Source organism: Nonomuraea sp. NPDC050451, from assembly GCF_044458585.1.
In genome coordinates, this window is the sequence record NZ_JBITHZ010000013.1 from 208,205 (window position 1) to 225,595 (window position 17,391).

The 17,391-nt window shown below is 70.7% G+C and carries 16 protein-coding genes and 2 riboswitches; of the genes, 7 read left to right on the plus strand and 9 right to left on the minus strand.

Translation table 11 applies throughout. The annotated features are described in order from the left end of the window. Positions 1-33 precede the first annotated feature (33 nt). A riboswitch (glycine riboswitch) is annotated at positions 34-133 on the minus strand. A gap of 30 nt (positions 134-163) precedes the next feature. Next, positions 164-261: riboswitch (glycine riboswitch) on the minus strand. A gap of 94 nt (positions 262-355) precedes the next feature. Continuing rightward, positions 356-1,186 carry a hypothetical protein gene (locus ACIBI9_RS34525; RefSeq protein WP_397228276.1) on the plus strand — a complete coding sequence of 277 codons (831 nt, stop codon included), beginning with the start codon at positions 356-358 and terminating at the stop codon, positions 1,184-1,186. Positions 1,187-1,192: 6 nt separating this feature from the next. Here the strand turns inward: ACIBI9_RS34525 and ACIBI9_RS34530 are convergent, their stop codons facing one another. The 4 genes from ACIBI9_RS34530 to ACIBI9_RS34545 are packed head-to-tail and all read right to left on the minus strand — an operon-like array spanning position 1,193 to position 5,411. Beyond that, positions 1,193-1,882: a gamma-glutamyl-gamma-aminobutyrate hydrolase family protein gene (locus ACIBI9_RS34530; protein ID WP_397228278.1), complete on the minus strand. Its 690-nt coding sequence runs from the start codon at positions 1,880-1,882 to the stop codon at positions 1,193-1,195. A 27-nt stretch (positions 1,883-1,909) separates the two neighbouring features. Further along, a complete protein-coding gene (locus tag ACIBI9_RS34535; RefSeq protein WP_397228280.1) occupies positions 1,910-2,674 on the minus strand; it encodes a 3-oxoacyl-ACP reductase in 765 nt (254 codons plus the stop codon). Positions 2,675-2,687: 13 nt separating this feature from the next. Beyond that, the gene (locus ACIBI9_RS34540) at positions 2,688-4,031 is read right to left on the minus strand and encodes an aldehyde dehydrogenase family protein (protein ID WP_397228282.1); all 1,344 of its coding nucleotides are present in this window, start codon (positions 4,029-4,031) and stop codon (positions 2,688-2,690) included. Between the two features lie 9 nt (positions 4,032-4,040). Then, on the minus strand, positions 4,041-5,411 hold the full coding sequence (locus tag ACIBI9_RS34545) for a glutamine synthetase family protein (RefSeq protein ID WP_397228284.1): 1,371 nt from the start codon (positions 5,409-5,411) through the stop codon (positions 4,041-4,043). A gap of 125 nt (positions 5,412-5,536) precedes the next feature. On the opposite strand from ACIBI9_RS34545, the gene ACIBI9_RS34550 reads away from it, so the two are divergent. The 4 genes from ACIBI9_RS34550 to ACIBI9_RS34565 are packed head-to-tail and all read left to right on the plus strand — an operon-like array spanning position 5,537 to position 8,062. Further along, a complete protein-coding gene (locus ACIBI9_RS34550) occupies positions 5,537-6,241 on the plus strand; it encodes a FadR/GntR family transcriptional regulator (protein ID WP_397228286.1) in 705 nt (234 codons plus the stop codon). 46 nt (positions 6,242-6,287) lie between these two features. Further along, a complete protein-coding gene (locus ACIBI9_RS34555; RefSeq protein ID WP_397228288.1) occupies positions 6,288-7,043 on the plus strand; it encodes a hypothetical protein in 756 nt (251 codons plus the stop codon). Positions 7,044-7,046: 3 nt separating this feature from the next. Further along, positions 7,047-7,370 (plus strand): hypothetical protein, encoded by a 324-nt coding sequence (locus ACIBI9_RS34560; RefSeq protein ID WP_397228290.1) that lies wholly within the window; start codon positions 7,047-7,049, stop codon positions 7,368-7,370. Beyond that, entirely contained in the window at positions 7,370-8,062 is a 693-nt protein-coding gene (locus tag ACIBI9_RS34565) for a nucleotidyl transferase AbiEii/AbiGii toxin family protein (RefSeq protein ID WP_397228292.1), read from the plus strand. The genes ACIBI9_RS34560 and ACIBI9_RS34565 overlap by 1 nt, the downstream gene beginning before the upstream one ends. On the opposite strand, the gene ACIBI9_RS34570 is transcribed toward ACIBI9_RS34565, so the two are convergent. From ACIBI9_RS34570 to ACIBI9_RS34590, 5 genes are all read right to left on the minus strand, one after another. Beyond that, the gene (locus ACIBI9_RS34570) at positions 8,029-8,829 is read right to left on the minus strand and encodes an SGNH/GDSL hydrolase family protein (RefSeq protein WP_397228294.1); all 801 of its coding nucleotides are present in this window, start codon (positions 8,827-8,829) and stop codon (positions 8,029-8,031) included. The genes ACIBI9_RS34565 and ACIBI9_RS34570 overlap by 34 nt on opposite strands. Positions 8,830-8,866: 37 nt before the next feature. Beyond that, a complete protein-coding gene (locus tag ACIBI9_RS34575) occupies positions 8,867-9,442 on the minus strand; it encodes a PadR family transcriptional regulator (RefSeq protein WP_397228296.1) in 576 nt (191 codons plus the stop codon). A 59-nt stretch (positions 9,443-9,501) separates the two neighbouring features. Then, positions 9,502-10,965 (minus strand): nickel/cobalt transporter, encoded by a 1,464-nt coding sequence (locus tag ACIBI9_RS34580; protein WP_397228298.1) that lies wholly within the window; start codon positions 10,963-10,965, stop codon positions 9,502-9,504. Beyond that, positions 10,962-12,161: a tetratricopeptide repeat protein gene (locus tag ACIBI9_RS34585; RefSeq protein ID WP_397228300.1), complete on the minus strand. Its 1,200-nt coding sequence runs from the start codon at positions 12,159-12,161 to the stop codon at positions 10,962-10,964. Before ACIBI9_RS34585 ends, ACIBI9_RS34580 begins: the two co-directional genes overlap by 4 nt. 154 nt (positions 12,162-12,315) lie before the next feature. Further along, on the minus strand, positions 12,316-13,692 hold the full coding sequence (locus ACIBI9_RS34590) for a DUF4331 domain-containing protein (protein WP_397228302.1): 1,377 nt from the start codon (positions 13,690-13,692) through the stop codon (positions 12,316-12,318). Between the two features lie 228 nt (positions 13,693-13,920). On the opposite strand from ACIBI9_RS34590, the gene ACIBI9_RS34595 reads away from it, so the two are divergent. Both ACIBI9_RS34595 and hutU read left to right on the plus strand, forming a co-directional pair. Then, the gene (locus tag ACIBI9_RS34595; RefSeq protein ID WP_397228304.1) at positions 13,921-15,630 is read left to right on the plus strand and encodes an ABC transporter ATP-binding protein; all 1,710 of its coding nucleotides are present in this window, start codon (positions 13,921-13,923) and stop codon (positions 15,628-15,630) included. Between the two features lie 103 nt (positions 15,631-15,733). Next, a complete protein-coding gene (gene hutU / locus ACIBI9_RS34600; RefSeq protein ID WP_397228306.1) occupies positions 15,734-17,383 on the plus strand; it encodes a urocanate hydratase in 1,650 nt (549 codons plus the stop codon). Positions 17,384-17,391: the final 8 nt, after the last annotated feature.

Here is a 17,391-nt window from a genome sequence, read left to right on the forward strand (position 1 = left end):
TGTCGCACCTCTGCACAGGATTGGATGCCAGCATCCTCCCCCTCTGTCATCGATGCCTGAGAGCTTCGCCCGAGTTTTGCCGGACTTTCACCTTCGGCGAGGCCCCGCGGGCCTGCTTTCCAGAGGTCACCTCCGGACGGGAAGCGTGGCAGATTTCCCGTCCGGCGTCCGCGCGGTCCTTTGCCTTGAGAGGTTTGCGGGGAGGGCTTGCTCCTTCAGGGACCCTGACCGGCTGTCAGGGCACTCTCCCGCACGGTTTCGCCGGTGATGCCCGTCAGCCTAGTGCCGTGATGGGGTTGTTGTCGCGTTCTGATCGCTCATGAACCACTCCGGGGGGTGGTGACGTCGAAGGGGTATGAATCGGCGAACGACGGCTTTCGGCCTGCTGACCACCCTGGCCCTCACGGGCTGCGGCGCATCGGAGGCCGCGTCCCCGCCCCGTTATGAGGCGAACCTGACGGTGCTCGAAGGCGGCGGGCACGGCCCGCAGCTGTGCATGATGGTCATGGAGTCGTTGCCGCCGCAGTGCGGCGGTCCTGACGTCGTCGGCTGGGACTGGGGCAAGGTGGATCACGAGTCGCAGGGCGGCGTGAAGTGGGGCCGGTACCGCGTCGTGGGCACCTGGGACGGCACCAGACTGACGCTCACCGAGCCGCCGGGCGCTCCCGCGAAGTCGGCCCCCGCTCAGGAGGAGGACCTCACCAGCCCGTGCCCGGCGCCGGAGGGCGGCTGGCGGCCCGTCGATCCCGCCAAGGCGACCCAGCAGGCGCTGGACCAGGCGTTGGCGCGGGCCGGCACGGCAGGGGAGTTCGCGGGCGCCTGGCTGGACCAGAGCTACATGAAGGGGCTCCCCGCGGAGTCGCCGGAGGCCAACGACCCGCGGCGGCTGGTGCTCAACCTGAAGTTCACGGGCGACCTGTCCGGCCGCGAGGCGTGGATCCGCGAGGTGTGGGGCGGCGCGCTGTGCGTCAGCGGCGCGGCGCGCAGCCAGAGCGAGCTGGAGGCGATCCAGCGGGAGGTCCAGGCCGAACTGGGCGACCGTCTCGTCTCGGTGTCGTCCGGCGTGCGGAGCAACCAGGTGAACGCGCAGGTCTGGGTGGTCACCGACGAGCAGCGCCGCGACCTCGACGCCAGGCACGGAGCCGGGGCCGTGGCCCTGAACGGCGTGCTCAGACCCGTGGGGTGAGAGCGGTCAGCAGGCCGCCACGAGCGCCTCGAAGAGGGCGCCGTCCTCGGCCGCCTCGGGGTGCCACTGCACGGCCACGGCGAAGGGGGCCGAGTCCAGCTCGACCGCCTCGATCGTGCCGTCATCGGCGGTGGCGGTGACCGTGAGGCCGGGCGCGAGCCGGTCGATGGCCTGGTGGTGGTAGTGGGGGACGGTCACGGGCTCCGTGCCCAGCGCCTTGGCCAGGCGGCTGCCGGGGACGGGCGTGACGGGCAGCGGGCCGAACCGGCCGGGGGCGGGGGAGTGGCCGGTGTGTCCCACGACGTCGGGGAGGTGCTGGTGGAGGCTGCCCCCGAGGGCGATGTTGAGCACCTGGAGGCCGCGGCAGATGCCGAGGTAGGGGAGGCCGGCGTCGAGGGCCGCCGCGATCAGCCCAAACTCGGCCTCATCCCGAAATTTGCGGATATAGCCGGTTTGATCCCCCGGCTCCTGCCCGTACCGGGCCGGATCGACGTCCCCGCCACCGGCCAGGATCAGGCCGTCCAGGCGGCCGACGACCTGCGCCGGCTCGCCGGCCGGCGGCAGCACGATGGGCTGCCCGCCGGCGCGTACGACCTGCTCCACGTACATGTACGGCAGGAGCGCCACGGTCATGTCCCAGACCGTGAACTTCGCCGGCTCGACGTACGACGTGATGCCGATGACGGGACGCTGCACGATGACCCCCGAGAACCCGGACCAGAGCTAGAGCGGCGTGACGTAGGCGCCGGAGATGCCCCCGTCCACCAGGAACTCACTACCCGTGATGAACGACGCGTCGTCGCTGGCCAGGAACGCCACCGCCGCCGCGATCTCCGAGGCCTCGGCGAAGCGCCCGACGGGGATGTGCACCAGCCGCCGCTGCGCCCGCTCCGGGTCCTTGGCGAACAGCTCCTGCAGCAGTGGCGTGTTCACCGGCCCGGGGCACAGCGCGTTCACCCTGATGCCCTCCTGGGCGAACTGCACGCCCAGCTCGCGCGACATGGCCAGCACGCCGCCCTTGGACGCCGTGTAGGAGATCTGCGAGGTCGCCGACCCCATGACGGCCACGAACGACGCGGTGTTGATGATCGAGCCCTTGCCCTGCCGCCGCATGTACGGGATGGCGTGCTTGCAGCAGAGGTAGACGCTGGTCAGGTTCACCTCCTGGACCCGGCGCCAGGCGTCGATGCCGGTCTCCAGGATCGAGTCGTCGTCGGGCGGCGAGATGCCGGCGTTGTTGAAGGCGATGTCCACGCTGCCGTAGGTGTCGAAGGCCGTCCGGAACATCCTGACGACGTCGTCCTCGTCGGTGACGTCGGCCTTGACGAAGAGGCCGCCGACCTCGTTCGCGGCCTTGACGCCCGCCTCCTCGTCGACGTCCACGCAGACGACCTTGGCGCCCTCCTCGGCGAACCTGCGTGCCGTGGCCAGCCCGATGCCGCTGCCCGCGCCGGTGATGACGGCCACCCGATCCTGCAAACGCCGCATATAAGTCACCTGTTCACTCCGATGCGATGAAGACGTTCTTGGTCTCGGTGAACGCCGCCAGGGCGTCAGGGCCGAGCTCCCTGCCGAGACCGGACTGCTTGAAGCCGCCGAAGGGGGTCCAGTAGCGGACCGACGAGTGCGAGTTGACCGAGAGCGCGCCCGACTCGACGGCCCTGGCCACGCGTAGTGCCCGCCCGACGTCGCGGGTCCAGATGGAGCCGCTCAGGCCGTACGGGGTGTCGTTCGCGATGCGCACGGCCTCCGCCTCGTCCTCGAAGCGCACCACGGACACGACAGGACCGAAGATCTCCTCGGTGAAGGCCGGGTCGGTGAGCTCCGGGGTCAGCACGGTCGGCGGGAACCAGTAGCCCCTGCCCTCGGGACAGGACCCCTGCAGGTAGGGGGTGCCCTGGACGAAGCCGCGCACCCGGTCGAGGTGCTCGGCGCTGATCAGCGGGCCCATCTCGGTGCCCTCGTCGAGCGGGTCGCCGACCTTGACGCCCCGCACGGCCGCCGACAGGCGCTCCATGAACTCGTCGTACACCTCGGCCTGGACGAGGAGGCGGGAGCGGGCGCAGCAGTCCTGGCCCGAGTTGTCGAAGACCGCGTACGGCGCCGTCCTCGCGGCCTTGTCGAGGTCCGCGTCGGCGAAGACGATGTTGGCGGACTTGCCGCCCAGCTCCAGCGTGACCCGCTTGACCTGCCGCGCCGCCTTGGCGGCGATCTCCTTGCCCACCTCGGTCGAGCCGGTGAAGACGATCTTCGCCACGCCGGGGTGCTCGACGAGCCGGGCCCCCGCGACCTCCCCTGCCCCAGGCAGCACCTGGAGCACCCCCTCGGGGAGGCCCGCGGCGAGGGCCAGCTCGGCCAGCCTCAGCGCGCTCAGCGGGGTCCATTCGGCCGGCTTGACGATCACCGTGTTGCCGGCCGCGAGCGCCGGGGCGACGCCCCAGGTCATGATCACCATGGGGAAGTTCCACGGCACGATGACGCCGACGACGCCCAGCGGCTCCTGGAACGTGATGTCCACGCCGCCCGGCACCGGGATCTGCTTGCCGTGGTTGCGCTCGGGGGCGCCGGCGTAGAAGTGCAGCACGTCGCGTACGTTGCCGGCCTCCCACCGGGCGTTCCCGATCGGGTGCCCGGCGTTGGCCAGCTCCAGCCGGGCCAGCTCGTCGCCGTGCTCGTCCACCAGGTCGGCGAACCTGCGCAGCAGCCGCGCCCGGTCCCCGGGCGACACCTCGCGCCAGGTCACGTACGCGTCCCTGGCACGCTCCACCGCCCGGTCCACCTCGGCGGCGTCGGCCAGCTCGACGTCGGCGAGGACGTCCTCCGTCGCCGGATTAACGATCTTCATGTGCTTCTTTCACATCCGCTCGAAACCACGGAACAGCTCCCAATCCGTCACCGCCGCGTCGAACGCGGCCAGCTCCACGCGCGCGTTGTTCGCGTAGTGCTCGACCACGTCCTCGCCGAACGTCTCGCGGGCCAGCTTCGACCCCTCGAACAGCGCCAGCGCGTCCCGCAGCGTGTGGGGCACGCTCTCGGCGCCGGAGTCGTAGGCGTTGCCCTCGAACGCGCTCTCCAGCGGCAGCTCGTTGTCGATGCCGTGCAGCCCGGCCGCGATCAGCGCGGACACCGCGAGGTACGGGTTGACGTCGCCGCCCGGCACCCGGTTCTCCACGCGCAGCGACAGGCCGTGGCCGACGAGCCGGAGGGAGCAGGTGCGGTTGTCCACGCCCCACTTGACGGCCGTGGGCGCGAAGCTGCCGGGGACGTAGCGCTTGTAGGAGTTGATGTTGGGGGCGTACAGGAGGGTGAGCTCGCGCAGGCAGGCGAGCTGCCCGGCGATGAAGTGGGCGCCGAGCGGGGAGAGCCCGTACGGCCCGTCGCCCGCCATCACCGGATCCCCGTCGCTGCCGCGCAGCGAGATGTGGATGTGGCAGGAGTTGCCCTCGCGCTGGTTGGGTTTGGCCATGAAGGTGATCGACTTGCCCTCCTGGGCGGCGATCTCCTTCGCGCCGTTCTTGTAGATGACGTGGTGGTCGCAGGTCCTGAGCGCCTCGTCGTAGCGGAAGGCGATCTCGTGCTGGCCCAGGTTGCATTCGCCCTTGGCGGACTCGACGTACAGGCCGGCGCCCTCCATGTTGCGGCGGATCCGCCTCAGCAGCGGCTCGATGCGGGCGGTGCCGAGCAGCGAATAGTCCACGTTGTAGAGGTTGGACGGTGACATGTCCCGGTAGCCGCGCTTCCAGGCGTCCTCGTAGCTGTCCTCGTAGACGCAGAACTCCAGCTCGGTGCCCACGTACGCGCCCAGCCCCCGCTCGGCGAGGCGGGCGAGCTGCCTGCGCAGGATCTGCCGGGGCGAGGCGGTCACGTCGCCGCCGCCCTCCCAGGCGAGGTCGGCCATCAGCATGGCGGTCCCCTCGTGCCACGGCACCCTGCGCAACGTGGCGAGGTCCGGCTTCATCACGAAGTCGCCGTAGCCCCGCTCCCAGGACGACATCGCGTACCCGTCGACGGTGTTCATGTCCACGTCCACGGCGAGCAGGTAGTTGCACCCCTCGGAGCCGTGGTTCAGCACCTCTTCGAGGAAATAGCGGGCGGACAGCCTCTTGCCCTGCAGCCTGCCCTGCATGTCGGCGATCGCGAGGAGCACGGTGTCGATGCGCCCGAGCGCCACCTCGTCGCGCAGCTCGCTGACGGAAAGGAACCCGGTGCTCGATCTCTCGCTCACGCTATCCCCGCTCCGATCTGGCCAGAGGCGCTTTCCCGTTGATTGGGCTAGTCTTAGACCATTGATGTGTATGGCGGGATCCGTTGTCAAGACCTGAGGACACGTTGGACGAGTCGGCGCGTTTGATGACGGTGTTGCGCCCGGTGCGGGCCGGCAACGCCTTCGAGGAGACGGTGGAACGGCTGCTCCAGGCCATCAAGCTCGGTGTGGTCCCGCCCGGCGACAAGCTTCCGCCGGAGCGCGAGCTGGCCGTGCAGCTCGGCATCAGCCGGGTCACCCTGCGCGAGGCGATCCGCGCGCTGTCGGACGCGGGCTACCTCGACGTGCGGAGGGGCCGGTATGGGGGTGCCTTCGTCACGTACGTCCCGCCCAAACCGGACGCGGGCGACCTGCGGCAGGTCGTGGCGGAGATGGGTAGCGACGACCTGTCGGACGCGCTCACGTTCCGCCTGGCGGTGGAGTGCGGGGCGGCCCAGGTGCTGGCCACGTCCGGCCTCTCGGAGGACAGGCGGGAGATGCTCCTGCACCGGCTGTCGGAGCTGAACGAGGCCCCGATCGAGGACTACCGCCGCCTCGACACGGCCTTCCACCTGTCCATCGCCGAGCTGACCGGCTCGACCCTGCTCGCCACGGCGTGCGCGGACGCCCGCTCGCGGGTGAGCGACCTGCTGAACGCGATCCCCATGCTCCAGGTCAACCTGGATCACGCCGCCATCCAGCACCAGGCCATCGTGGACGCCATCCTGGCCGGCGACCCCGACGGGGCCCGCCGGGCGGTCACCGAGCATCTAGAAGGCACAGCAGCTCTTTTGCGGGCCTTCCTCGCTTGACGGTCAAGAAGGTGCAGGGGTCCTCGTACCATCTCTTTCTAGAGTCATGGGGAACTGGTTCGAGCACAACATCGTCGCCACAGGACGGCTGCCGCTGTTCTGTTATTTCGTCACGCTCATCGTGGCGTTCATCGCCACGCGCATCAACGTCCGCCTGATCAGGGCGAAGGTCGGCTGGTTCCGCAACGTGAACGTGGGCGAGATGCACATCCACCACGTGGTGTTCGGAGTCGTGCTGATGCTGGTCGGAGGGGTCAGCGGGCTCATCGTGTCCTCCGCCTCGCAGGTCGGCTACGCCGCCGCGGCCTGCATCTTCGGCATAGGATCCGCGCTCGTGCTGGACGAGTTCGCGCTGATCCTGCACCTGCACGACGTCTACTGGGAGGAGGAGGGACGGACCTCGGTGGACGCGGTCTTCATCGCGATCGCCGTCACCGGCCTGCTCCTCATCGGCCTGCGCCCCCTGACCTGGGACTACGGCACCCCGGTCAATCCGGCCGCGCTCATCGTGGCCAACCTGGCTCTCGCCGTCGTCACCCTGCTCAAGGGCAAGATCTGGACGGGGATGGCCGGCCTGTTCGTGCCGCCGATGCTGGTGGTGGGCGCGCTGCGGCTGGCCCGCCCCGGCTCCCCGTGGGCCCGCTGGTTCTTCGCCCAGCGCTCGCCGCGCAAGATGGCCAGGGCCATCCACCGGGAGGAGCGGTGGCGGCGGCCGGCGATCAGGGCCAAGATCGCCTTCCAGGAGTTCCTCTCAGGGCGTCACGATCTCCCTTCCACGCGGCGCGGCCGTCGGCATACTTGAGTCATGGCACTTCCTTCGATCTACGAGGGGCTTGAGGAGAAGGTCCCGGATTCCTTGGGCGACCTTCATGGCCCGGCCGAGGGCGTCGTCGCGCTGCCGATGCATCTGGCGTGGTCGGGGCTGACAGAGTTCGACCTGTCCAAGCCCGGGGTGCGGATGGAGATGTACCGCACCGTGATCACCACTGGCCGGCGGGTCGATTACGAGACGTACCTGAACGCGGATCTCCTCGTCGGTGACTGGCCCGTGCTGAGAAGGGGGCTCGGACCCGGCTACCGCCATGTCTGGGAGAAGAAGCTCTCGCTGCCGCGGGAGACGTGTGCCTGATGCGCTTCCCGCCCTTTCAGGAGCGGTTGCTTCATGCCGTGCTGCCGGTCTGCGAGCGCTACGGTCTGGTGCTCGCAGGCGGCCATGCGATCAAGGCTCATGGCTTCACCGACCGGCCGAGCAAGGACTTTGATTTCGCCACCGCAGTGGAGATGCCGCTGCCCGATGTGGCCCAAGGCGTTGTTGGAGCGTTCCAGAACGCCGGGTTACGCGCGTCGGTCATCGAGGTCACGCCGCGTATGGGTCGCTTGATGGTCGAGGACCTGGCGACCGGTGAGGCCTGTGAGTTCGACCTGCTCCGCGAGGCGCTCCAGCAGCCGCCCATCACGTGCGGCACCTTGCAAGTGGTCGGCCTGGACGACGCCGTCGGGCTGAAGATGCGCGCCGTGCACGAGCGCAGCCTCGCCCGCGACATCATCGACATCGCCGCCGTGGGGCACCTTTACACCTATCGCGCGCTTGAGCAACTCGCCGCCATGCACCACGAATACTTCTCGGTGCATGACCTTCTCGCACGGCTGGAATTCGTCGACATCATGGCGGACGAGGCGTTCGAGGCCTACGGCGTGGACGAGGACCGGATCAAGGAGATCCGCCGGTTCACACAGGAGTGGGTGGAGGACATCAAGCTGCGGCGGCTGGATGACGGGGACATCGACTACGACGACCCGGATTTGCCGGATATCGACTGATTTCCGATGATCACCGGGGTGAGCAGCGGGCGTTTGGCGGTGCGACCGTCGCCGGAGGAGCGGCCGCGGAGGCGGCGGCCGATCCACGGGCCGGCGAAGGTGGCCAGCCAGCGCAGCTCCACCGACGCCGCGCGCCAGGTGCCCAGGGCGGGCAGCGGCGTCAGGGGTGCCATCCAGGTGTCGTCGCTGCCGGGCAGCTCCAGAGCATGGGCGACGGCGGCGGCGAAGCGGGTGTGCCCGGCCGGGCTCGCGTGCAGCCGGTCGGCGCTCCACATCCGGGCGTCCGTGAAGTCGAGCGGGAACGTGTCCAGCAGCGTGACCCCCGGGCGGGCGGCGGCGACGCGGACGCGGGCGTTGAAGTCGATCAGCCTGGGCCGGAGCGGGCGGGCCATCGGGGCGATCCTGGCGATGTCGGGGAAGGTCATGGTGACCACGTGCACGCCCGCGGCCGTCAACTGGACGATCATGTCCTCCACGATGCCCGCCACCCTGGCGGCGTCGAAGCCGGGGCGGATGATGTCGTTCATGCCCGCCATGACCGTGACCAGGTCGGGGCGCAGTGCCAGGGCGGCGGGCAGTTGCTCGGCCTGGATCTCAGCCGCCTGGCGGCCGCGGACCGCGAGATTGGCGTAGAGCAGGTCCGGGTTGGCGGCGGCCAGGTGCTCGGCGAGGCGGTCGGCCCAGCCGCGGTGGCCGGTGACGTCGTCGCCGTCCCCGAGCCCCTCGGTCTGGCTGTCACCGATGGCGACGTAACGCGCGTAGGTCATGAGGCGGTCCTTCCGGCCGGGACGCGGCGCGTGCGGGTCATGGTCTCGTCCTCTCCGCGCGGGCCGCGCGTTCGGTCAGGGTCCGGGCGGTCTCCCGGCACCAGTCGAGCATCTCGCGTTCCAGGCGGCAGCCGGCCAGGCAGGACAGGTAGGGGCCGACGTGCTCGCCCCGGCGCAGGAACGTCTCCTCGTCCAGGTCGCCGCGCATGCGCAGCAGGGCCTGCTCGAAGAACGCGAGCTTGGCCGCGGCCTCCTCGGCGCGTTCCAGGAGCTGCTCGATCACCGGCGCGGGGTCGACCCGGTCCACGGCGTGCACCTTGACGGCCAGGTCGTCGCGGATGAGCAGGTGCTTGGACGGGGTCGCCGCGAAGGCCGCCAGCTCGGCGGCCCCGGCCTCGGTGACCGTGAACACCCGCTTGTTGGGGCGGCCCCGCTGGACGACCTCGCGGCCCGCGATCAGCCCGTCGGCCTCCAGCTTGGTCAGCTCGGCGTAGAGCTGCTGGGGGGAGGCGTACCAGAAGTTGGAGACGCCGACGTCGAAGATCTTGGTGAGCTGGTAGCCGCTGTACTCGCCGCCGAGCAGCGCCGCCAGCACGGCGTGCTTCAGAGCCATGGATACTCAACTTTTTGAGTAGTCACGGATGTGACTATAGGCGCGCGGGCGTACCGGCGCTAGAGGGTGGCCACCGAGCGGAGGGCCAGGCCCGCGCCGAGCAGCACCACCATCGCGGCCGTGCCCACCGGAGCCAGGCCCGAGAGCCTGGCGGCCAGGCGGCGGCCCGCCGAGGCGCGCTGTTCCAGGCGGTCCACCAGCTTGACCAGCAGGAGGCCGGTGACGGTGAGGGTGGCGGCCATGCCGATGCCGTACGCGGTCACCAGCGCCACGCCGAACCAGGTGCGGCCGAGCGCGATGGCGCCGAGGAGGACGACGAGGGCCGAGGGGCTGGGGACGAGCCCGCCCGCGATGCCGAGCCCCACCAGCCCTGTTCGTTTTGTCGCCTCCTCGCCGCCGTGGCCATGTCCGTGGCCGTGCCCATGACCGTGTCCGTGTCCGTGGTCGTGTCCGTGGCCGTGTGGGGAGGTGCCGCGGCGGGCGTTCAGGAGGAGGCGGAAGCCGATGACGGCGATCAGCGCGCCGCTGGCCACCCCCAGCCACGCCAGCACGGACTCGCCCGCCAGCGCCGTGAACGCGCTCAGCAGCAGCCCCACCACCAGCACCCCGACCGTGTGCGTGGCCGTCACCGTCGCGCCCACCACGAGAGCGTCGCGCGGGCGCCCGCGCCGCCCGGCCAGGTACGCGGCCATGATGGTCTTGCCGTGCCCGGGGATCAGCGCGTGCCCGGCGCCCAGCACCACGGCCAGCCCGACCGCCAGCAGCCCGAGCGGGAGCGTCAGCGTGTCTGAGCCGATCAGCCCGGCGAACGTCCGGTCCAGGGCGGCCAGCGCGTCCCCGATCGGCCCGCCGATGCCGATCCCGCCGGGCACGGTGCCGCCGGGAGCGCCGGAGCCGGCCTGACCGGGCAGGCCCGCGCCGGGTACGACGGTCATCGTCGCGGTGCGCTGGTCGAGCGGGTCGGCCAGCAGGTCCTCGGGGTACGCGTGCAGCTCCTTGCTCACGCTCACCGACGGCACCGACGAGCGGGCCAGGCGCACCCCGTCGCCCACCGCCGTGATCTCCCGCCAGCCGATCCTGTCCTGCTCGAACCCGTCGGCGAACTCCACGGCCCCCGAGGCACGGACTCCGGCCACAAGCCGGCAGGTCAGGCGGCTGGTCTGGAGACCCCCTTGGCCGGGCACATAGGCGAAGTCGGAGCCGGCCACCCGCCACGGCACCGTCCTGCCCGCCACCGTGAGCCGCTGGGCGGCAGCCAGCGCGCCGCAGCGGCGGGCCGCGTACGAGGCGTCCACTTGCGGCTTGGCCTGCAGCGTGGGCAGTTCGGCCGCGTCCACGACGGCGAGGTTGCGCACGTCAGAGGGCGAGATCCGCAGCCCGTTGTAGTGGTTGACGGTGAAGCTGCCCAGCGGGTGCATCACCACGGGCGCCGCCTTGGCCGCGGCGACCAGGACGACGCTCAGGCACAGCGACAGCACCAGGCCCGTCGCGACGGACAGCAGGCCGAGCCGGATGACTCTCATGAGAACCTCGCCAGTGCGGACAGTGTCGGGTCGAAGCCGGTGTCCACCTTGACGGACCGGCCCAGCGCCTGCTCGATCTTGGCGCGGTGGTACTTCAGCAGCGGGTTCTGCCAGCCGGTCGCCGTGGCCTTCTTGGCGTACGGCAGCGCCTCGGCCGGCTTGCCCGCCTTGAACAGGGCCCAGGCGAGGGCGTCGGCGGCGACGAGGTTCGGGTTGCGCGCGTACTCGGCCCTGGCGTGCTCGACTGCCAGCGCCGGGTCCCCGTGGTCGGCCTCGAACTCGGCCCAGGTCAGGTCGTCACGCACGCCCGCGGCCTGGAACAGCTCGCGCTGCGCCTTCAGCAGGGTCCAGTCGGCGGGCCGGCCCGCCTTGATCTGGGTCTCGCCCTGCTCGATCAGGTATTGGGGGAGCGGGAGACGTTCGACGACGCTCCGGTAGAGGTCGAGCGCCTCGGTCAGCCGGCCGCTCAGCGCGGCGGTCCTGGCCTGGCCGGCGAGCGCCGGGGTGTAGCCGGGGTAGGCCTGCAGGGCCTTGGCGTACCAGTCGGCCGCCGTGGCCAGGTCGCCGGAGTGGAGGGCCAGCTCGCCCAGGTAGTAGCGGGCGTAGGCGAGGTCGGCCGGCTGCCACGCGTCGCTCTGCGCCATTTCGAGGTATTTGCGGGCTCCGGCCCTGTCGCCGCGTAGCTCGGCCGCGTACGAGGCGCGGGCGAACGCCGCCACTCCGGGGCGCAGGCCCAGCATCTCGTCCACGGCTCGCTGCGCTCCGGGCAGGTCCCCGAGCTGCGTCTTCGCGTCGGCCAGCACGCCGTAGGCCGGGGCGCCGTACGGGTTGGCGTCGATCGCGCGCTCGGCCAGCCGTACCGCCTCGGCGAACTCGTGGCGGCCGGCGGCCAGCGCCGCCTGGCCGGTGAGCACCGTGTCGTCCTCGGCCTTCAGCTTGGCGGCGGTGGTGATCGCGCCCTCCGCCTTCGTGTAGTACGACGGGTCGCCGGTGATCCTGGCCTGGTCGACGTACTGGGAGGAGAGCTGGGCCCAGCCGCGGTAGTCGCCCGGCAGGCGCTTGAGCCGCTCCTGCAGTGTCTCGGTGGACGGCTTGTCCGCCACCGGCCCCGGCGCGGGCGCCGCCGAGAAGGAGAAGATCGTGAAGGCCATGGCCCCGAGAAGGGCAAGCCCGGCGAATATCACGAAGGCACGCATGTCCAAGGCTCCAGGGTGCTGGGGAGTCGGCCGGCCGGCCGTGACGGGGAGCACGGCCGGCCGGCCTCATGTCGGCGGCAGACGGTGGGAGACGGGTGGCCTGCCGCCGGGGGCTGACCGGCCCGCTTGGAGAGGGAGCAGGCCGGTCGGGGAGTCAGCGCTGGTTCACCGCGACGTTGCTGGGCAGCGGGATGTACGGGAACGACTGCAGAATCGGCTTGTCGTTCTTGTCCACCTTGTCCGTCAGCCCGGGCACGAGCTTGCCGGTCAGCGCGGCGCCGGCCACGGCCTGCAGCTCGATGTCAACGACGTCGTCGATGAGGCGGCGGCCGTTCGGGAACCCCTGCAGGTCACCGGCCAGCACGCCGAGGCGGTTCGGGTCCTTCGCGGGCGGGATCGCCATGTTCAGCCGCAGCATCTCGGAGGGGCGCAGCTTGCCCGCGTCCTTGTTGAGCACCTGCGAGTTCAGGTCGGCCTTGATCGGGCCGTTCTGCTTGGCGATGCCGGTCAGGAAGATCTCGACCAGGTCGTTGCGCGGGGTCGCGGGGGCCTTGATGCCGTAGATGGCCTCCAGCAGCCTGGCCACCTCGGGGTCGGTGACCCGCTTGACCAGCGGTGCCACGTCGGCGTCCTTCTCCGGGGGCAGGGCGTTGAAGGCGTCCTTGAGCCCGGCGGGCGAGACGACCTCGTTCACCAGCGGGTTGCACAGGCGCGAGACCTGCACGTACCTGCTGCCGTTGAACTTGTCGGTGGTCGAGCAGACGCCGATCACCGGGTTGCGCCTGACGTCGCCCTTGAGCGCCAGCTCGGAGGAGGGCACCTGGAGGGCGACGCTGTTCACGTTGTAGCCCCTGGTGGTGTCCTGGCCGACCTCGGACAGGTTGCCGCCGTAGAGCAGGTCGAACACGCGCAGGTCCAGGAAGAACGCCTCGTCCGCCTGGCCGGCGAAGGACTTGCCGCCGCCGGGCAGGCTCTTGATGGACTGGGCGCGCAGGGTGCCGTAGTCGGGCATCGAGGCCGGGCCGACGTTGCTCGGCGCGACGATGCCGTCGCCGACCAGCGTCCGGGTGCCGCTGGGGGTGATCTTCCTGAGCGTGTAGCGCTGGCGGAAGAGCAGGTTGGGGTCGTCGAGCGAGGTGACGGGGCCGTTGTTGTACAGGAACGTGGTGTTGCCACGCTTGTCCTCGTTGCGGAACGTCCACTCGTACGTGATGTCGGGCCTGGCGTCGCCGTCGTTGTCGATCTTTATGTTGTAGCGGGACTTGGTGGCGAACGGGTAGAAGTTCGGGCCGCCGTGCGGCTCCTCGAACGGGATCCAGTTGGCCAGCAGGGTCACCGTGTCGGCCTTGTCAGGGCTCACGAACGCGTACACGTCCGTGTTGTCGTGCTGGGGGTCGCCCGCGATCATGGGAGCCTCGCGGTGCGAGGAAGCGATGCCGGAGTCGGTGCGGAGCACGGCCAACGACGACGCGGCGACAGCTGCGGCGAGGCCAAGTCCGACTAGAGCGCGCCGGTTGATCCGGAGCTCCATTTTCGGTCCTTTCGAAGGGCTGATCGTGTACTGCGAGGTTCCGGCCGGGTTCCTCGACGCCCTATTCGTCTGCCGGACGCTTCCGGATGTCGTCTCCTCCTCAAGAATGAGGGTCAATGAAAGTTGACATACTTAGGTCGTCAATTTAGGTTGACCCTGTCGAAGCGGTGCGGATCGCGCGGTCCCGTTCGTTGAAGCAAATCGAGACATGTCGTGGAAGGAGATGTGGTGGTCAAGGAGTTGCTCGCCTACGTCCGCCCGCACCGGAAGATCCTGCTTCTGGGCGGATTATTGGGCTTGATCGGCTCGGCGGCGGGCCTCGCGATGCCGTTGCTGGCCAAGTACGTCGTGGACGCGTTCGGCAAGGCCGGCTCGATGGCCGGGCCGCTGTTGGGGCTGACCGCGGCGGTGCTGATCGGCGCGGTCGTGTCGGCCGCCGGAAGCTATCTGATGGAGCGCACGGGCGAGGGCATCGTCCTCGGCGCCCGGCGCAAGCTCGTCGACCGGATGCTGCGGCTCAAGGTCGCCGACGTGGACCGGCTCAAGCCCGGCGACCTGCTGTCGCGGGTGACGGGTGACACGACCTTGCTGCGGGCCGTGCTGACCAACGGGATCGTCGAGTCCGTCAGCGCCGCGTTCATGCTGGTCGGGGCCATCGTCATGATGGCGACCATGGACGGCGTGCTGCTGCTGGTCACGCTGCTCATAGTGATGGTGATCGGCGGGCTCGTCTCGCTGATCATGCCGAGGATCCAGCGCGCGCAGACCCATGCCCAGGAGGCCGTGGGCGAGATGGGGGCCGTGCTGGACCGGGCGCTGCAGGCGTACCGGACCGTCAAGGCCAGCGGCGCGGAGGAGCGGGAGATCGCGGTGGTGGGCGACGCGGCGGTGCGCGCCCGCGACCGGGGGCTGCAGGTCGCCGGTTGGACGTCGCTCGCGGGAGTGGCGACGTGGATGGCGGTGCAGATCGCGTTCCTCGCCGTGCTGGCCGTCGGCGGGGCCAGGGTCGCGTCGGGCACGCTGGAGGTGTCGTCGCTGATCGCGTTCCTGCTGTACCTGTTCTACCTGGTGCCGCCGATCGGGCAGCTCGTCCAGGGCGGCGTCCAGCTCCAGCAGGGGCTGGCCGCGATGAAGCGGATCAAGGAGATCGAGGACCTGCCCGCTGAGCCGGTCAGCGCCGCCGTCGCGGGGACCACGCCCGAGCCGGTCGGGGTGACGTTCCAGGACGTGGTCTTCAAGTACGGCGACGACCGGCCGACCGTGCACGACGGGGTCACCTTCGAGGTGCCGCCCGGCGGGCTGACCGCGCTGGTGGGGCCGTCGGGCGCGGGCAAGTCGACGGTGTTCGCGCTGATCGAGCGCTTCTACGACCACCAGAAGGGGCTGATCACCGTCGGCGGGCGCGACATCCGCGACTGGCCGCTGGGCGAGCTGCGGGCCGCCCTCGGGTACGTCGAGCAGGACGCCCCCGTGCTGGCCGGCACCCTCCGGGAGAACCTGCTCTTCGCCGCCCAGGACGCCACCGAGGACGAGCTGCGCCGGGCCGTCGCCCGCACCCGGCTCGACGACCTGGTGGACAGGCTGCCCGAAGGGCTGGAGACGCCGGTCGGGCACCGCGGCGTGCTGCTGTCGGGCGGCGAGCGTCAGCGCGTCGCCATCGCCAGGGCGCTGCTGCGCAAGCCCCGGCTGCTGCTGCTCGACGAGGCCACCTCCCAGCTCGACGCGGTCAACGAGCTGCGGCTGCGCGAGGTCATCGCCGAGGTGGCCACGGAGACGACCGTGCTGGTGATCGCCCACCGGCTGTCCACCGTGACGAACGCGGACCGGATCGTGGTCATGGAAGGGGGCGGCGTACGGGCGGTCGGGACGCACGACTCGCTGGTCGGCGAGGACGAGCTGTACCGGGAGTTGGCCGCCACCCAGTTCCTCGTCAGCTGATCGTCGTAGGCGCAGATTCCGCTGCCTGCAACGGACCGCTGGAACGCGGTCCGTTGTACCCTGCGGGTGACAAATGTGAATGTTTTCATTCAGGAGGGTCACGATGAGCCGCAGCGTGCGCGCGCCGCGAGGCACGACGATCACCGCCAAGGGGTGGCCGCAGGAGGCGGCGCTCCGCATGCTCCAGAACAACCTGGACCCGGAGGTCGCCGAGCACCCCGAGCAGCTGGTCGTCTACGGCGGCTCGGGCAAGGCCGCGCGTGACTGGGCGTCGTTCGACGCGATGGTCAGGACGCTGACGACGCTCGAGGGCGACGAGACCCTCCTGGTCCAGTCGGGGCGCCCGGTGGGCGTGTTCCGCACCCACGAGTGGGCGCCCCGGGTGCTCATCGCCAACTCCAACCTCGTGCCCGACTGGGCCAACTGGGAGGAGTTCCGGCGGCTGGAGGCGGCCGGGCTCACCATGTACGGGCAGATGACCGCCGGGTCGTGGATCTACATCGGCACGCAGGGCATCCTGCAGGGGACGTACGAGACGTTCGCGGCCGTGGCCGCGAAGCGCTTCGGCGGGTCGCTGGCCGGGACGATCACGCTGACGGCCGGGCTCGGCGGGATGGGCGGCGCCCAGCCCCTGGCCGTCACCATGAACGGCGGGGTGGCGATCTGCGTCGACTGCGACCCGCGCTCGGTGGCCAGGCGGATCGAGCACCGCTACCTCGACGTGGAGGCGTCGTCGCTGGACGAGGCGCTGCGGCTGGCGTACGCGGCGCGCGACGAGCGCCGTCCCCTGTCCATCGGGGTCGTCGCGAACGCCGCGGAGGCCGTGCCCGACCTGCTCGCCCGCGGGGCCGAGATCGACATCGTCACCGACCAGACCTCGGCGCACGACCCGCTGATGTACCTGCCGCTGGGGGTCGCCTTCGAGGACATGGCCTCGGAGCGGGACAAGGACCCGGCCGGCTTCACCGAGCGGGCCCGGACCTCGATGGCGCGGCACGTGGAGGCGATGGTCGGGTTCAAGGACGCCGGGGCGGAGGTGTTCGACTACGGCAACTCCATCCGGGGCGAGGCGCAGCTGGCCGGCTACGGGCGGGCCTTCGACTTCCCGGGGTTCGTGCCCGCGTACATCAGGCCGCTGTTCTGCGAGGGCAAGGGCCCGTTCCGGTGGGCCGCCCTGAGCGGCGATCCCGCCGACATCGCCGCGACCGACCGGGCCATCCTGGAGCTCTTCCCCGACAACGAGCCACTCGCCCGGTGGATCAGGAAGGCCGGGGAGAAGGTCCACTTCCAGGGGCTGCCCGCGCGGATCTGCTGGCTCGGGTACGGCGAGCGGAACGTCGCGGGAGAGCGCTTCAACGACATGGTGGCCTCGGGCGAGCTGCGGGCGCCCATCGTGATCGGGCGCGACCACCTCGACAGCGGCTCCGTGGCCTCGCCGTATCGCGAGACGGAGGCCATGGCGGACGGGTCGGACGCGATCGCGGACTGGCCCCTGCTCAACGCCATGCTCAACACGGCCTCCGGGGCCGCCTGGGTGTCCATCCACCACGGGGGCGGGGTCGGGATCGGGCGCTCCATCCACGCCGGCCAGGTGACGGTGGCCGACGGGACGGCGCTGGCGGGGGAGAAGCTGAACCGCGTGCTGACCAACGACCCCGGGACGGGGGTCATGCGGCACGTGGACGCGGGCTACGAGGAGGCCGCCGACGTGGCCGCCGCCCGCGGCGTCCGCATCCCGATGCGCGAGTCCTGACCCTCCGC

Excerpts from the sequence above, each read along its gene's own strand:
- ACIBI9_RS34525 (WP_397228276.1), top strand. The coding sequence starts at position 356 with ATGAATCGGCGAACGACGGCTTTCGGCCTGCTGACCACCCTGGCCCTC.
- ACIBI9_RS34535 (WP_397228280.1), bottom strand. The coding sequence starts at position 2,674 with ATGCGGCGTTTGCAGGATCGGGTGGCCGTCATCACCGGCGCGGGCAGC.
- ACIBI9_RS34540 (WP_397228282.1), bottom strand. The coding sequence starts at position 4,031 with ATGAAGATCGTTAATCCGGCGACGGAGGACGTCCTCGCCGACGTCGAG.
- ACIBI9_RS34550 (WP_397228286.1), top strand. The coding sequence starts at position 5,537 with ATGACGGTGTTGCGCCCGGTGCGGGCCGGCAACGCCTTCGAGGAGACG.
- ACIBI9_RS34555 (WP_397228288.1), top strand. The coding sequence starts at position 6,288 with ATGGGGAACTGGTTCGAGCACAACATCGTCGCCACAGGACGGCTGCCG.
- ACIBI9_RS34560 (WP_397228290.1), top strand. The coding sequence starts at position 7,047 with ATGGCACTTCCTTCGATCTACGAGGGGCTTGAGGAGAAGGTCCCGGAT.
- ACIBI9_RS34565 (WP_397228292.1), top strand. The coding sequence starts at position 7,370 with ATGCGCTTCCCGCCCTTTCAGGAGCGGTTGCTTCATGCCGTGCTGCCG.
- ACIBI9_RS34570 (WP_397228294.1), bottom strand. The coding sequence starts at position 8,829 with ATGACCTACGCGCGTTACGTCGCCATCGGTGACAGCCAGACCGAGGGG.
- ACIBI9_RS34575 (WP_397228296.1), bottom strand. The coding sequence starts at position 9,442 with ATGGCTCTGAAGCACGCCGTGCTGGCGGCGCTGCTCGGCGGCGAGTAC.
- ACIBI9_RS34580 (WP_397228298.1), bottom strand. The coding sequence starts at position 10,965 with ATGAGAGTCATCCGGCTCGGCCTGCTGTCCGTCGCGACGGGCCTGGTG.
- ACIBI9_RS34585 (WP_397228300.1), bottom strand. The coding sequence starts at position 12,161 with ATGCGTGCCTTCGTGATATTCGCCGGGCTTGCCCTTCTCGGGGCCATG.
- ACIBI9_RS34590 (WP_397228302.1), bottom strand. The coding sequence starts at position 13,692 with ATGGAGCTCCGGATCAACCGGCGCGCTCTAGTCGGACTTGGCCTCGCC.
- hutU (WP_397228306.1), top strand. The coding sequence starts at position 15,734 with ATGAGCCGCAGCGTGCGCGCGCCGCGAGGCACGACGATCACCGCCAAG.